A 12,625-nucleotide genomic window follows, 5' to 3' on the forward strand; every position below is an offset into this window, starting at 1 on the left:
GACGGCGCCGGCGGCGCGCTGCGGGCCACCCCGCTGCGCGGGCCCGCGCTGCACCGCACCGTGGGCGTGGCGCACCGCAAGGACGTGCCCCTCGGGCGGGCGGCCGCCGAGGTGCGCCGGCTGCTCGTCGAGCAGACCTCCTGAGTCCCGGCCGGGGCGCCTCCCCGGCGGCGCCAGGGCCTCTCGGCCCTACCGGGGCGACGAGGAGCCGACCTACCGTCGCGGCGCGGGGGCTCGACGCTGCGCCCCCGCCACCACGACGGTGGTCGACGGAGGGGGTCCGCCATGAGGTCCGCGCGATCGGTCGTCGCGGCGCTGGCCGCCGCCGGCCTCGTCCTCACCGGGGTTGTCGCCGCAGCCGGTCCGGCTGCGGCCGCCCCGTACTGCGGCATCCGCTGGGGCTCGCTGCCCGAGCGCGCCGGCGACCTCGGCCCGGGGAGCGTCCGTGACGTGCGCGCCGGCCGGCACGCGTGCTTCGACCGGCTCGTCGTCGACGTGGACGGCGACGCCGGGGGGTACGTCGTCTCGTACGTGGACGTGGTGCGCGCGCCGGGCAGCGGCGCCCGCGTCCCCCTGCGCGGCGGCGCCGCGCTGCAGGTGGTGGTGCAGGTGCCCACGTACGACCGGGTCGACGGGAGCGCGACGTACGACCCGGCCGACGCCCGCGAGCTCGTCGACGTCGCGGGCTACCGCACCTTCCGGCAGGCCGCGCTCGCGGGCAGCTTCGAGGGGACCACCGACCTCGGGCTCGGCGTCCGCGCGCGGCTGCCGTTCCGCGCCTTCGTCCTCGACGGCCCGGGTGACGGCTCCCGCGTCGTCGTCGACGTGGCGCACCGCTGGTAGGCGACCGCCGGCTCGTCCTCCGGTCTGGCGGCTGCCCGCCCGGGGGCGGAGGGGCTCCTCCGGTGGTCGGGCGGGCGCTCGTCGGGGAGCATCCGGCGCCATGGACGACGACCTCGAGCCCGACCCCTCCTCGCTCCTCGCGCGCCGCGGGGTCCTCCGCCTCGGGGGCGTCGCCGTGGCAGCGCTCGCCGCGGCGGGCCTCCTCACCGCGTGCCCGGCGCCCAGCGAGGACGACGACGAGGGCGGCGACGGGAGCGGCGGTGACGAGGGCGGCGACGACGAGGGTGGAGCCGGCGACGAGAGCGGCGGCGACGAGGAGGGCGACGGCGGCGACGACTGACGTCCCCGAGGGCGTCAGCCCGGCGGCTGCTCCGGGGTCGCGGTCGCGGCGAGGTCCACGACCTCGAACTCCAGCAGGCTCGCCCCGGTCGCGACCGGGCGCGAGCGCTCGCCGCCGTGGGCGCGCGCGGCGTCGCCGCCCTCGCTCCAGGCGCGGAAGGAGGCGTCGTCCTCCCAGCGCGTCACGACGAAGTAGCGGTCCTCGCCGGCGGTCGGGCGCAGCAGCTCGAAGCCGAGGAAGCCGGGCGTGCCGTCGACGGCGCCCAGGCGGGCGGCGAAGCGGCGCTCGAGCTCGGGGCCTGCGCCCTCGGGCACCTCGATGGCGTTGATCTTCACGACGGGCATGTGCCCAGCATCGCGCAGCGGGCGGGGCGGGGCCGGGCGGAGAAGGGGGCGCGCGTGCGGCGGCGAGGTGCCGCACCCGCGCAGGCGTGCGACCGTCCGGCATGGAGTTCCACCACGAGCGCCGCGGCGCCGGCGCCCCCCTCGTCCTCGTGCACGGCCTCGGGTCCACCTGGCGCAGCTGGGACCCCGTCCTGCCCGGGCTGGCCGCCCACCGCGACGTCGTCGCCGTCGACCTCCCGGGCTTCGGCGGCACGCCCCCGCTGGAGGGCGAGGTGTCGATCGCCTCCCTCGCCGACGCCCTGGTCACCTTCCTGGAGGAGCAGGGGCTCCGGGACGCGGACCTCGTGGGCAGCTCCGTCGGCGCCCGGCTCGTGCTCGAGCTCGCCCGCCGCGGCGTCGGCGGCGACGTGGTCGCCCTCGACCCGGGCGGCTTCTGGGACCGCCGCCAGCTGGCCGTGTTCGGCGCCACCATCGGGGCCTCCGTCCGCCTGGTCCGAGGCCTCCGCCCCGTCCTGCCGGTGCTCACCGGCAACCCGGTGACGCGCTCGGCGCTGCTGGCGCAGCTCAGCCCCCGCCCATGGGCGCTGCCGCCGGCGCTGGTGCTGCGCGAGCTGCGGGGATGGGCCGCCGCGCCGAGCTACGACGCGCTGCTCGCCGCCCTCGTCCACGGGCCGCCGCAGGAGGGCGCACCCGCCGGGGGGACGCCGGGCCGGGTGGTCCTCGGCTGGGGCCGCCAGGACCGCGTCGTCACGCCGAGCCAGGCCGCCGTGGCGACCGAGCGCTTCCCGGACGCGCAGCTGCACTGGTTCGACTCCTGCGGCCACTTCCCGATGTGGGACCAGCCCGAGGAGACGGTGCGGCTCGTCCTCGAGAGCACCGGCCGAGGAGTCCGCACGCCGGGACACGGGTCCTGAGGGGCGGGACGCGTCACTAGCCTCGCCGGCATGGCGCAGACGGTCAGGCTGGCAGTGCTCCCGGGGGACGGCATCGGCCCGGAGGTGGTCGCCGAGGGCCTCAAGGTCCTCGACGTCGTCGCCGCCGACCTCGGCCTCGCGGTGGAGCGCACCGAGTACGACCTCGGCGCCCGGCGCTGGCACGCCACGGGGGAGACGCTGCCGGACAGCGCCCTCGAGGAGATCCGCGGCCACGACGCGATCCTGCTCGGCGCCGTCGGCGACCCGGGCGTCCCGAGCGGCGTGCTCGAGCGCGGGCTGCTGCTGCGGCTGCGCTTCGAGCTCGACCAGTACGTCAACCTCCGCCCCAGCCGCCTCCTGCCCGGCGTCGCCTCGCCGCTCGCCGAGCCGGGCGACATCGACCTCGTCGTCGTCCGCGAGGGCACCGAGGGGCCGTACACCGGCAACGGCGGCGCGCTGCGCGTGGGGACGCCGCACGAGGTCGCCACCGAGGTGAGCGTCAACACGGCCTTCGGCGTCGAGCGCGTCGTGCGCGACGCCTTCGCCCGCGCGCAGGCGCGCCCGCGCCGGAAGCTGACGCTGCTGCACAAGCACAACGTCCTGGCCTACGCGGGACACCTGTGGCGCCGCACCGTCGAGGCCGTGGGCGCCGAGCACCCGGACGTCGCCGTCGACTACGCCCACGTCGACGCGGCGATGATCTACCTCGTCACCGACCCGGCGCGCTTCGACGTCGTCGTCACCGACAACCTCTTCGGCGACATCGTCACCGACCTCGCCGCGGCGGTCACGGGCGGCATCGGGCTCGCGGCCTCCGGCAACGTCGACCCGACCCGCCGGTCGCCGAGCATGTTCGAGCCCGTCCACGGCTCGGCCCCGGACATCGCCGGCACGGGCCGCGCCGACCCGACCGCCACGGTGCTGTCCGTCGCGATGCTGCTCGAGCACCTCGGGCACCCCGACGCCGCGGAGCGCGTCGTCCGGGCCGTCGGGGACGACCTCGCCGCGCGGGCCGGCGCGGGGCCGCGGACGACGTCCGAGACCGGCGACGCCATCGCCGCCGCCCTCGCCTGAGGCGGCCCCCGGCGCCCCCGCGAGGGGCGCCGGGGGCCTTGCGGCCCGGCGCTACCGTGACCGCCATGGCGAGCGACACGAGCACGAGCCCCGCCGGCGCGCCGGCCCCGGCGCCGGACGCCCGGGCGTCCTCGACGGCGGGCGTCCCGACGTCCGTCGACCAGGGCGTGCGGCTCGAGTTCGCCGTCGCCGACGGCGTCCCGCGCCTGCCGGAGGCCGAGCGCGCGGAGATCCTCGAGAGCCCGGGCTTCGGCCGGCACTTCACCGACCACATGGCCCGCGCGGTGTGGACGCCGGCCGGGTGGGGGCAGGACGCCGTCGTCGCCCACGGCCCGATCACGCTGTCGCCGGCCGCCGCCGTCCTGCACTACGCGCAGGAGGTCTTCGAGGGCATGAAGGCCTACCGGCACGCCGACGGCTCGGTGTGGGCCTTCCGCCCCGACGCCAACGCCCGCCGCTTCGCGGCCTCGGCCCGCCGGCTGGCGCTGCCCGTGCTGCCCGAGGCCGCGTTCCTGCGCTCGGTCGAGCAGCTCGTCGCGGCCGACGTCGACTGGGTGCCCGGCGGCGGGGAGAACAGCCTCTACCTGCGGCCGTTCATGTTCGCGTCCGAGTCCTTCCTCGGCGTGCGCCCGGCCGCGGAGGTCACCTACCTCTGCATCGCCTCGCCGGCCGGCTCCTACTTCGGCGGCGGCGAGATCACGCCCGTCTCCATCTGGCTCTCGCAGGAGTACAGCCGCGCCGCTCCCGGCGGCACCGGCGCGGCCAAGTGCGGCGGCAACTACGCGGCGAGCCTGCAGGCGCAGGCCGAGGCCGCCGAGCACGGGTGCGACCAGGTGGCCTTCCTCGACGCGGTCGAGCACCGCTGGGTCGAGGAGCTCGGCGGAATGAACCTCTTCTTCGTCCACGACGACGGCAGCGTCGTCACCCCCGAGCTCACCGGCACGATCCTCGAGGGCGTCACGCGCTCGTCGGTGCTGCAGATCGCCGCCGACCTCGGCCACGAGGTGGTCGAGCGCCGCGTGGACGTCGCCGAGTGGCGCGAGGGCTGCGAGACCGGGCGCATCACCGAGGTCTTCGCGTGCGGGACCGCGGCGGTCGTCACGCCCGTCGGCGCGCTCGTCGAGCCGGGCCGGCGCTCCGTCCCCGGCGACGGCGGCACCGGCGCGGTCACGGCGGCGATCCGGCAGCGCCTCACCGACGTCCAGCAGGGCCGCGCCGAGGACGCCCACGGCTGGATGCACCGGCTCGTCTGAGGACCCGCGACCCCCCGCGCCCCCGTCCGTCCCCCTCCAGGGCGCGTCGTCGTCGACGTGCCGTGGAGGGGCTGCCTCGACGGCGATGTGTCGACGACGTGCCTCGGAGGGCGCCCTGGGGCGGCGACGTGTCGACGAGGTGCGAGGAGGGGCGCGGCGCTCTCAGCGGGCGGGGACGACGACGGCGTCGAGCAGCGGCAGCAGCCGGTCGCGCAGCGCCTGGCCGCGAGCGGCGAGCGCGCGCTGCTCCGTGGCGTACTGCGCCCGGCCCTCGGAGGTCTCCACGCGGACGGGCTCTCGCCCGTAGCGGCTGAGGTCGTACGGCGACGCGCGCATGTCGAGCTCCCTGACGTCCCGCGCCAGGCGGAAGGCGTCGAGGACCAGCGACGACGGCGCGAGCGGCACGAGGAGGAAGGCCGCGCGGTAGAGGTCCATCCCCGCGTGCAGGCATCCCGGCTGCTCGAGCGCCGCCTGGGTGTCCCGCGCGGGGCGCAGCGGGCTGAGCTCGACGGCGCTGCCCGGGTAGAAGCGGAAGGCGTCGACGTGCGTGCACCGCAGCCACCCGCGCCGCGCACCCTCCTCGACGACGGCGTCGGTGCCGGCGGCGCCGAGGCGCAGCGGCTGGCGCTCGTGGCGCAGCACCGAGGGGTCCGCCGCCGAGCCGTGCACCATCGCCCACTCGTGCAGCCCGAAGCACCCCAGCTCGGGCGCGCGGCCGCGGGTCGCGGCGACGACGTCGCGCACGTGCCCCAGCCGTCGGCCCTGCGACGCCGCGACGCCCGCCGCGTCGACGACGACACCCCCCGGCCCGTCGACGTCGCCGTCGGGCCCCGCCCACCGCGCGTACCCGCGCCAGGCGAGCCGCTCCCGCGCGGCCGCCCCGAGCAGGACGACACCGGCGCCGGGGTGCCAGCGGGCCAGCTGGCCGGGCCGGAAGCGGTAGTAGGTGAAGAGGAAGTCCTCGACCGGGTGCGGCTCGCCGGCCAGGGCCCGCTCGCGGTGGCCGGCGGTCAGCGCCTCGACCGCGCGACGGTGCTCCTCCGCGACGGGGACCCACTCGTCCTCGGCGAGGACGGTCGGGGCGGTCGCGAGCACGCGACCACGGTAGGTGCGGTGCACCGGGGCGACCGACGTCGTGGGGCCCCCGGGGAGGGAGGGCGGCACGGGCGCCGGCCCCGCGCGCGCCGATAGCCTCGGAGCCGTGCGCATCGCGAGGTTCACCCGGGACGACGACATCAGCTACGGGTTCGTGGAGGGCGAGCCGGGGGAGGAGCGCCTGCACGTCATCGGCGGCGACCCCCTGTACACGAAGCTCACCCCCACCGGCGCGGTCGTCGGCCTCGACGAGGTCCGGCTCCTGGCGCCGGTCATCCCCCGCAGCAAGGTCGTCGGCATCGGCCGCAACTACCACGACCACGCCCGGGAGATGGGCAACGAGGTGCCCTCCAAGCCGCTGATGTTCCTCGTGCCGAACACCGCCGTCGTCGGCCCCGACGACCCGGTCGTGCTGCCGTCGTTCTCCCAGGAGGTCTCCTACGAGGGCGAGCTCGCCGTCGTCATCGGCCGCATCTGCAAGGACGTGCCGCGCGAGCGCGTGGGCGAGGTCGTCTACGGCTACACCTGCGCCAACGACGTGACGGCGCGCGACGTCCAGCGCGACGACGGCCAGTGGGCCCGCGCCAAGGGCTTCGACTCCTCCTGCCCGCTCGGCCCGTGGATCACCACCGACCTCGACCCCGCCGACCTGTCGCTGCGCACCCGCGTGGACGGCGACCTCGTCCAGGACGGCCGCACCTCCGACATGGTCTTCGACGTGCCCTCCCTCGTGGCGGCCGTCTCGGCGGCCTTCACGCTGCTGCCGGGCGACGTCATCCTCACCGGCACCCCCGCCGGCGTCGGGCTCGTGTCCGCCGGCCAGCGCGTCGAGGTCGAGGTCGAGGGCATCGGCACCCTGAGCAACCCGGTGGTGGCCCGATGAGCGCGACCGCACCGGGCACGCCGTCCGGCCCCTCCGCGGGGGAGAGCGCGACGACCGGCTCGGGCGCCTCGCCGCGCGCCGCCACGGCGACCGGCCTCGCCGAGGCGACCGGCGCGGACGTGCGCGTGCGCTTCTGCCCCTCGCCGACGGGGACGCCGCACGTCGGGGTCATGCGCGCGGCCCTCTTCAACTGGGCGTACGCGCGGCACACCGGCGGGAAGCTCGTCTTCCGCATCGAGGACACCGACGCCGCCCGCGACTCCCAGGAGTCGATGGACGCCATCGTCGAGGGCCTCGCCTGGCTGGGCATCGACTACGACGAGGGGCCGGGCGTCGGGGGCCCGCACGCGCCCTACCGCCAGAGCGAGCGGCGCGACCTCTACGCCGACGTCGCGCGGCGGCTGCTCGAGGAGGGCTACGCCTACGAGTCGTGGTCGACGCCCGAGGAGGTCGAGGAGCGCCACCGCGCGGCGGGCCGCGACCCCAAGCTCGGCTACGACGGCTTCGACCGGGACCTCTCGGCGGGCCAGGTGCAGGCCTTCCGCGACGAGGGCCGCGAGCCCGTGCTGCGCGTGCGGATGCCGGACGAGGACGTCGTCGTCGACGACCTGGTGCGCGGCCGTGTCGTCTTCCCGGCCGGCTCGGTGCCCGACTTCGTCGTCGTGCGCGCCAACGGGCAGCCGCTCTACACGCTGGTCAACCCGGTGGACGACGCCGTCATGGGCATCACGCACGTGCTGCGGGGCGAGGACCTCCTGTCCTCGACGCCGCGCCAGGTGGTGCTGCACCGCGCGCTCGTGGAGGTGGGCCTCTCGCAGCGGGTCCCGCAGTTCGGCCACCTCCCGCTCGTGCTGGGGGAGGGCAACCGCAAGCTGAGCAAGCGCGACCCCGAGTCCGACCTCTTCCTCCACCGCGAGCGCGGGCTGCTGCCCGAGGGGATGGTCAACTACCTCGCGCTGCTGGGGTGGTCCATCGCCCCCGACCGCGACGTCTTCACGCGCGAGGAGCTCGTCGCCGCCTTCGACGTGCGCGACATCGGCGCCAACCCCGCCCGGTGGGACCAGAAGAAGGCCGAGGCCATCAACGGGGACCACCTGCGCATGCTGGCCCCCGAGGTGCTCCTCGACCGGCTGCTCCCGCACCTGCGCTCCGCCGGCCTGCTCGACGGCGACCCGACGCCGACCCAGCGCCGGCTGCTCGAGGGCGCCGTCCCGCTCGTGCAGACGCGCATGGCCGTGCTGTCCGAGGGGCCGGGGATGCTCGGCTTCCTCCTCGTCGCCGACGAGGACCTCGTCGTCGAGGAGGACGCGCTGGGGGCGCTGCGCCCGGAGGCGGCCGACGTCCTCGACGCGTCCGCCGCGGCCCTGGTCGACCTGCCCGAGTGGGACGCCGCCGCCGTCGAGGCGGCGCTGCGCGCCGCCGTCGTCGACGGGCTCGGGGTGAAGCCGAAGTTCGCCTTCGGTCCCCTGCGGACGGCGGTGACGGGCCGGCGCGTCTCGCCCCCGCTCTTCGAGTCCATGGAGCTGCTCGGGCGCGAGAGCTCGATGCTGCGGATCGCAGCGCTGCGTCGGCAGCTGGGCTGAACGGCCCCGCCCGTCCTCCCCGCCGCGGGAGGACGGGCGGTCGCCGACCGCGAGCGGTGGCCGATTTTGGCGCCGGGCACGGCACCCGCTACTGTCTACTCCCGGTACGGCGCTCGGCCAGGCGGCCAGCGTCATACCCCGGTGGGGTATGGTGTAATTGGCAGCACGACTGATTCTGGTTCAGTTAGTCTAGGTTCGAGTCCTGGTACCCCAGCGCTTCACCCGCACCACCGTCCGCACCAGAGCGGACACGCAAGGCCCCGTTGTGTAGCGGCCTAGCACGCCGCCCTCTCAAGGCGGTAGCGCCGGTTCGAATCCGGTCGGGGCTACAGGCACGGCCCGGTCTCCCAGCAGGGAGGCCGGGCCGTTCTGCTTTCTCCGGGCGGTCTCGAGGTCACCCCTCACGGGCTCTTCCGAGCCCATCCCTCCGGGGCGACGTGTGGCCATGTCGCCCCGCCGGCGACCGGGCGAGGGCGACATGGCCACACACCGCCCCCTGGGGAGGGGGCGGGGCGGCGGAGAGTGCGCGGGTCAGGCCTCCGCGCGCTTGAGGGCCTCCGACAGGCGCTGCGCGGTCGTGACGACGGCGGCCGCGTGCAGGCGCCCGGGCTGGCGCGTGAGGCGCTGCAGGGGGCCGGAGATGGACACCGCGGCGACGACGCGGCCCGCTGGCCCGCGCACCGGCGCCGAGACCGAGGCGACGCCGGCCTCGCGCTCGCCGATGCTCTGCGCCCAGCCGCGGCGGCGGACGCCGGACAGGACGGTCGCGGTGAAGCGTGCGCCCTGCAGGCCGCGGTGCAGCCGGTCGGGCTCCTCCCACGCGAGGAGCACCTGGGCGGCCGAGCCGGCGAGCATCGACAGGGTGGCGCCGACCGGCACGGAGTCGCGCAGCCCCATCGGCAGCTCGGCGGCGGCGACGCAGACGCGCGCGTCGCCCTGGCGGCGGAAGAGGGAGGCGCTCTCGCCCGTGTGGTCGCGCAGCGCCGTCAGGGCCGGGCCCGCGGCGGCGATGAGGCGGTCCTCGCCGGCGGCCGAGGCGAGCTCGGGCAGGCGCGGGCCGAGCACGAAGCGGCCCTGCATGTCGCGGCCGACGAGGCGGTGGTGCTCGAGCGCGACCGCGAGGCGGTGCGCCGTGGGCCTCGCCAGGCCCGTGGCGGCCACGAGCTGCGCGAGGCTGGCGGGGCCGGCCTCGAGCGCGGCGAGGACGGCGGCGGCCTTGTCGAGGACGCCGACTCCGCTAGACTTGTCCATAGGACGATATTGCCGTCTCTCACTATGAGATGGCAAGTCACCCGCCCTGAGGGGCGGGACGCCTGCGCCGCCCCCGACCGGGGCGGCGGGGCGCGTCCGCAGAGGCCGCAGCGGCGGCGCCGCACGGCGCCCGGAGGAGGACGAGATGGGCCGGACCCTGGCCGAGAAGGTGTGGGACGAGCACGTGGTGCGCCGCGGGGGCGACGGCGAGCCGGACCTCCTCTACATCGACCTCCACCTCCTCCACGAGGTCACGTCGCCGCAGGCCTTCGAGGGCCTCCGCCTGGAGGGTCGCGGCGTGCGGCGCCTCGACCTCACCATCGCGACCGAGGACCACAACACCCCCACCCTCGACATCGACAAGCCGATCGCCGACCCCACGAGCCGCACGCAGATCGAGACGCTGCGCCGCAACTGCGCGGAGTTCGGCGTCCGCCTGCACCCGCTGGGGGACGCCGAGCAGGGCATCGTCCACGTCGTGGGGCCGCAGCTGGGCCTCACGCAGCCGGGCATGACGGTCGTGTGCGGGGACTCCCACACCTCGACGCACGGCGCCTTCGGCGCGCTCGCCATGGGCATCGGCACGAGCGAGGTCGAGCACGTCCTCGCCACCCAGACCCTGCCGCTGCAGCGCCCGCGCACCATGGCGATCACGGTCGAGGGCGAGCTGCCCGAGGGCTCCACCGCCAAGGACGTCATCCTCGCCGTCATCGCGCGCATCGGGACGGGCGGCGGCCAGGGCTACGTCCTCGAGTACCGCGGCTCGGCCATCCGCGCGCTCTCGATGGAGGCGCGCATGACGATCTGCAACATGTCGATCGAGGCGGGCGCCCGCGCCGGCATGGTGGCGCCCGACGAGACGACCTTCGCCTACGTGAAGGGCCGCGACCACGCCCCGACGGGCGCCGACTGGGACGCCGCCGTCGAGCACTGGCGCTCGCTGCGCACCGACGACGACGCCGTCTTCGACGCCGAGGTCGTCATCGACGCCGCCGAGCTGCAGCCCTTCGTCACGTGGGGCACCAACCCGGGCCAGGGGCTGCCGCTGTCGGCCGCCGTCCCCGACCCCGAGGCGATGGCCGACCAGGGCCAGGCCGCGGCGGCCCGGCGGGCCCTGGAGTACATGGACCTCGCGCCCGGCACCCCGCTGCGCGAGGTGGCGGTGGACGCCGTCTTCATCGGCTCGTGCACCAACGGGCGCATCGAGGACCTGCGCGCCGCCGCCGAGGTGGTCCGCGGGCGGACGAAGGCCGACGGCGTGCGGGTGCTCGTCGTCCCCGGCTCGGCGCGCGTGCGCCTGCAGGCCGAGGCCGAGGGCCTCGACCGCGTCTTCACCGACTTCGGCGCCGAGTGGCGCTTCGCGGGGTGCTCGATGTGCCTCGGCATGAACCCCGACCAGCTGGCGCCGGGGGAGCGGGCGGCGTCGACGTCGAACCGCAACTTCGAGGGCCGCCAGGGCCGCGGCGGGCGCACGCACCTCGTCTCGCCGCTCGTGGCCGCGGCCACGGCCGTGCGCGGCACCCTCTCCTCGCCGGCCGACCTCGAGGCGCCGCAGCCCCTCGTGCCGGCCTGAGCGCGCACCGCCGCCCGCCCCCGGTCGCCCGCACGACCCCGGCCCCCACCCGCCAGCACCGACGAGGAGCGCCCCCGTGGACCCCGTGACCCGCCACACCGGCGTCGGCGTGCCGCTGCGCCGCAGCGACGTCGACACCGACCAGATCATCCCCGCCGTGTACCTCAAACGGGTCTCGCGCACCGGCTTCGAGGACGGGCTGTTCTCCGGCTGGCGCCAGGACCCGTCCTTCGTGCTCAACCAGCCGGCGTACTCCTCGGGCAGCGTCCTCGTGGCGGGCCCGGACTTCGGCACCGGCTCCTCGCGCGAGCACGCCGTCTGGGCGCTGAAGGACTACGGCTTCCGCGCCGTCCTGTCCTCGCGCTTCGCCGACATCTTCCGCGGCAACGCCGGCAAGCAGGGGCTCGTGGCCGGCCAGCTGGCGCAGGAGGACGTCGAGCTCATCTGGAAGCAGCTCGAGGCCCGCCCCGGCACCGAGGTGACCGTGGACCTGCAGGAGCGGGTCGTGCTGTGCGCCGAGCTCGTGGCGCCGCTGCAGATCGACGACTACACCCGCTGGCGGCTGCTCGAGGGCCTCGACGACGTCGGCCTGACGCTGCGCGACGTCGACGCGATCGACGCCTTCGAGCGCGAGCGGCCGTCCTGGAAGCCGCGCACGCTCGCCTGAGCGGAGGTCGGCGGGTCGAGAGGCGCCGCCAGGCCTGGTGCGGGCCCCGGGCTGCCCCTACGGTGCGGGCCCAGGCGGAGCGCGCCCGACCGTCGGGCTCGTGGGCGCCGCAGGAGGTCTCGTGAACAAGGGTGAGCTCGTCGACGTCCTCGAGGAGCGGCTCGGGAGCCGCCGCGCCGCCAGCGACGCCATGGAGGCCGTCCTCGACGCCGTCGTGCGCGCCGTGGCGCGCGGGGAGCGCGTGGCCATCAGCGGCTTCGGCACCTTCGAGCGGGCCGACCGCGCCCCGCGGACGGGCCGGAACCCGCGGACGGGGGAGACGGTGCCCATCGCCGGCACCTCGGTGCCCCGCTTCAAGCCCGGCACGGCGTTCCGCGCCTACGTCTCCGACCCGGGCTCGATGCCCGAGGCCGTCCAAACGGACCCCTCCGCCGGCGGGGCCCTGCGCGCCGTGACGACCCGTCGCGGCGGCGTCGAGCTCGCCGACGGCGCGCCCGCGCGCAGCCGGCGCGCACCGTCCTCGCGCACGTCGAGCGCTGCTCCGGCGACCGCGGCCCCCTCGGGCGACCAGCCGCCGGCCGCGGAGGTCGCCGACGCGCCCGAGGCCGCCGAGCCCGCGCCGGAGAAGGTCCCCGGCGGCAAGGGGAAGGACGGCAAGAAGGACGGCAAGGACGGCAAGAAGGCGAAGAAGAAGGACGGCAAGGACGGCAAGGACGGCAAGAAGGCGAAGAAGAAGTCCTGACGGGCGGGGTGGTCCGCGGCCGCCGCGGACCACCCCGCCCCGGCCCGCGGGCCGGGGCCCGCG

At 76.6% G+C, this 12,625-nt stretch carries 13 protein-coding genes and 2 tRNA genes; 12 read left to right on the forward strand and 3 right to left on the reverse strand.

What is annotated here, in order from left to right; genetic code table 11:
* Positions 1 to 285 precede the first annotated feature (285 nt).
* Positions 286 to 843, forward strand: a complete 558-nt coding sequence (locus tag HLB09_RS06570; protein WP_171202597.1) for an AMIN-like domain-containing (lipo)protein — start codon at positions 286 to 288, stop codon at positions 841 to 843.
* 100 nt (positions 844 to 943) lie between these two features.
* Positions 944 to 1,183, forward strand: coding sequence for a DNA primase (locus HLB09_RS06575; protein ID WP_171202598.1), 240 nt, complete (start codon positions 944 to 946; stop codon positions 1,181 to 1,183).
* Positions 1,184 to 1,197: 14 nt separating this feature from the next.
* Here the strand turns inward: HLB09_RS06575 and HLB09_RS06580 are convergent, their stop codons facing one another.
* Positions 1,198 to 1,527, reverse strand: a complete 330-nt coding sequence (locus HLB09_RS06580; protein WP_171202599.1) for an antibiotic biosynthesis monooxygenase family protein — start codon at positions 1,525 to 1,527, stop codon at positions 1,198 to 1,200.
* Positions 1,528 to 1,628: 101 nt separating this feature from the next.
* Here HLB09_RS06580 and HLB09_RS06585 point away from each other — a divergent pair, with 101 nt between their 5' ends.
* The 3 genes from HLB09_RS06585 (at position 1,629) to HLB09_RS06595 (ending at position 4,768) form a co-directional block, all read left to right on the forward strand.
* Complete coding sequence (locus HLB09_RS06585; protein ID WP_171202600.1) at positions 1,629 to 2,441, forward strand: alpha/beta fold hydrolase; 813 nt, start codon at positions 1,629 to 1,631, stop codon at positions 2,439 to 2,441.
* Between the two features lie 30 nt (positions 2,442 to 2,471).
* A complete protein-coding gene (locus HLB09_RS06590; protein WP_171202601.1) occupies positions 2,472 to 3,515 on the forward strand; it encodes a 3-isopropylmalate dehydrogenase in 1,044 nt (347 codons plus the stop codon).
* A gap of 65 nt (positions 3,516 to 3,580) precedes the next feature.
* On the forward strand, positions 3,581 to 4,768 hold the full coding sequence (locus HLB09_RS06595) for a branched-chain amino acid aminotransferase (RefSeq protein ID WP_171202602.1): 1,188 nt from the start codon (positions 3,581 to 3,583) through the stop codon (positions 4,766 to 4,768).
* Between the two features lie 162 nt (positions 4,769 to 4,930).
* On the opposite strand, the gene HLB09_RS06600 is transcribed toward HLB09_RS06595, so the two are convergent.
* Positions 4,931 to 5,863, reverse strand: coding sequence for a 3-methyladenine DNA glycosylase (locus HLB09_RS06600; protein WP_171202603.1), 933 nt, complete (start codon positions 5,861 to 5,863; stop codon positions 4,931 to 4,933).
* 106 nt (positions 5,864 to 5,969) lie between these two features.
* Between HLB09_RS06600 and HLB09_RS06605 the strand changes: the two genes are divergently transcribed.
* The 4 genes from HLB09_RS06605 to HLB09_RS06620 all read left to right on the forward strand — a co-directional run bounded on the left by HLB09_RS06605 (position 5,970) and on the right by HLB09_RS06620 (position 8,658).
* Positions 5,970 to 6,746, forward strand: coding sequence for a fumarylacetoacetate hydrolase family protein (locus HLB09_RS06605; RefSeq protein ID WP_171202604.1), 777 nt, complete (start codon positions 5,970 to 5,972; stop codon positions 6,744 to 6,746).
* Entirely contained in the window at positions 6,743 to 8,329 is a 1,587-nt protein-coding gene (gene gltX, locus HLB09_RS06610) for a glutamate--tRNA ligase (RefSeq protein ID WP_171202605.1), read from the forward strand. Before HLB09_RS06605 ends, gltX begins: the two co-directional genes overlap by 4 nt.
* A gap of 142 nt (positions 8,330 to 8,471) precedes the next feature.
* Positions 8,472 to 8,543 (forward strand) — tRNA-Gln (locus HLB09_RS06615).
* Positions 8,544 to 8,585: 42 nt separating this feature from the next.
* Positions 8,586 to 8,658 (forward strand) — tRNA-Glu (locus tag HLB09_RS06620).
* A 202-nt stretch (positions 8,659 to 8,860) separates the two neighbouring features.
* Here the strand turns inward: HLB09_RS06620 and HLB09_RS06625 are convergent.
* A complete protein-coding gene (locus HLB09_RS06625; RefSeq protein WP_171202606.1) occupies positions 8,861 to 9,580 on the reverse strand; it encodes an IclR family transcriptional regulator in 720 nt (239 codons plus the stop codon).
* Positions 9,581 to 9,725: 145 nt separating this feature from the next.
* Between HLB09_RS06625 and leuC the strand changes: the two genes are divergently transcribed.
* The 3 genes from leuC to HLB09_RS06640 all read left to right on the forward strand — a co-directional run bounded on the left by leuC (position 9,726) and on the right by HLB09_RS06640 (position 12,562).
* On the forward strand, positions 9,726 to 11,153 hold the full coding sequence (leuC, locus tag HLB09_RS06630) for a 3-isopropylmalate dehydratase large subunit (protein WP_171202607.1): 1,428 nt from the start codon (positions 9,726 to 9,728) through the stop codon (positions 11,151 to 11,153).
* 76 nt (positions 11,154 to 11,229) lie between these two features.
* A complete protein-coding gene (gene leuD, locus HLB09_RS06635; RefSeq protein ID WP_171202608.1) occupies positions 11,230 to 11,820 on the forward strand; it encodes a 3-isopropylmalate dehydratase small subunit in 591 nt (196 codons plus the stop codon).
* Between the two features lie 121 nt (positions 11,821 to 11,941).
* The gene (locus tag HLB09_RS06640) at positions 11,942 to 12,562 is read left to right on the forward strand and encodes an HU family DNA-binding protein (RefSeq protein ID WP_171202609.1); all 621 of its coding nucleotides are present in this window, start codon (positions 11,942 to 11,944) and stop codon (positions 12,560 to 12,562) included.
* Positions 12,563 to 12,625 lie beyond the last annotated feature (63 nt).

It is taken from the genome of Pseudokineococcus marinus, assembly GCF_013004605.1.
Taxonomy (GTDB): domain Bacteria; phylum Actinomycetota; class Actinomycetes; order Actinomycetales; family Quadrisphaeraceae; genus Pseudokineococcus; species Pseudokineococcus marinus.